General features: G+C 56.9%; 2 protein-coding genes. Both read left to right on the forward strand.

The window, feature by feature from the left end; genetic code table 11:
* Positions 1–395: group II intron maturase-specific domain-containing protein (locus G9Q73_RS05980; protein WP_281397562.1), on the forward strand; the 395-nt coding region annotated here is incomplete at its 5' end.
* A 162-nt stretch (positions 396–557) separates the two neighbouring features.
* Positions 558–1477, forward strand: a 920-nt coding sequence (gene ispG / locus G9Q73_RS05985; protein WP_177421295.1) for a flavodoxin-dependent (E)-4-hydroxy-3-methylbut-2-enyl-diphosphate synthase, incomplete at its 3' end; no start/stop codon positions are given.

Genomic DNA, 1477 nt, shown 5'->3' on the forward strand with positions numbered 1-1477 from the left:
TCGGTTACTACGGCCATAAGAAGATCACGCGGCGCAATCAGGGCCGGAATCTCGCGGGTGTTATCAGTGAGTTGAATCCGGTGCTGCGAGGGTTCGTGAACTACTTCAAGATAGCCAATTGCAAGCGGGAGCTGAACAGACTAATGGGCTGGATACGACGGCGACTACGCTGCATCCAACTGAAACAGTGGAAGAAGCCGAAACGGTCGCATCGAAGGTTGAAGCAGCTGGGCTACAAGCCACCGTTTAAGTTTATCCGGATGCATAGTTGGCGTAATGCAGTCAGTCCCTTAGCCAGCTTTGCCATGCCAAACCGCTGGCTTCATGAGAGAGTTGAAGTTGGTGGATATGGCCAGTACTCAGACAGGTATTTCTGTCTCAGTTATCTGAGATAATTGTTTACAGGAGCCGTATACGTGGTCCGTACGTACGGTTCTGTGAGAGGGATGAGGCGGTGACGCCTCACCCTACTCGATGGTTAAAGGGGCAGGATTAGCGATAATGCCAATGTTCAGGTTTGAAATTGTGATGAAGCGAATTAAAGGTAGCTTGTTTCCATGACATCTTCTTGTATAAGCAGGCACCAGACGGTTGGTGTGTCGGTCGGCCGGATTCTTATCGGCGGTGATGCGCCAGTGGTGGTGCAGTCGATGACCAATACCGACACGGCGGATGTGGATGCCACCGTGCGACAGGTGGCGGAACTGGCCCGGGCCGGGTCGGAGCTGGTGCGCATTACGGTCAATAATGAGGCAGCCGCCAAAGCGGTGCCGTCAATACGCGAGGCACTGGACAAGCAGGGGTTGAGTGTCCCGCTGATTGGGGATTTTCACTTCAACGGCCACCGTCTACTGGCAGATTTTCCCGAATGCGCCCAGGCTTTGGGGAAATATCGCATCAACCCTGGGAATGTGGGTAGCGGGGAGAAACGTGACAGCCAGTACGCCACCATGATCGAGAGCGCCTGCCGATATGACAAGCCGGTACGTATCGGGGTCAACTGGGGCAGTCTGGATAAGGGACTGGTGGCGAGCATGATGGATGAGAATGCCCGTGCGGCCGATCCGCTGGATGCGGATGAGGTGACCCATGAGATCATGGTCAAATCGGCGTTGGACAGTGCTCGCCGGGCGGAAGCGTTGGGTCTCGGCAGAGATCATATCGTGCTCTCCTGCAAGATGAGCGGTGTGCAGGATCTGATCGCCGTCTACCGGAAACTGGCTGCCCGCAGTGACTATGCCCTGCATCTCGGGTTGACCGAGGCGGGGATGGGTTCCAAAGGGATCGTTGCCTCCACGGCTGCGCTGGCGGTGCTGCTGCAGGAGGGGATTGGTGACACTATCCGCATCTCCCTGACGCCGGAGCCTGGTGGCGCACGCACCCAGGAGGTAGTGGTTGCCCAGGAACTCCTGCAGTCGATGGGACTAAGGGCCTTTGCGCCGATGGTAGTGGCCTGCCCCGGTTGTGGGCGCACCAC

It is taken from the genome of endosymbiont of Lamellibrachia barhami, assembly GCF_011947365.2.
Lineage (GTDB): Bacteria > Pseudomonadota > Gammaproteobacteria > Chromatiales > Chromatiaceae > QGON01.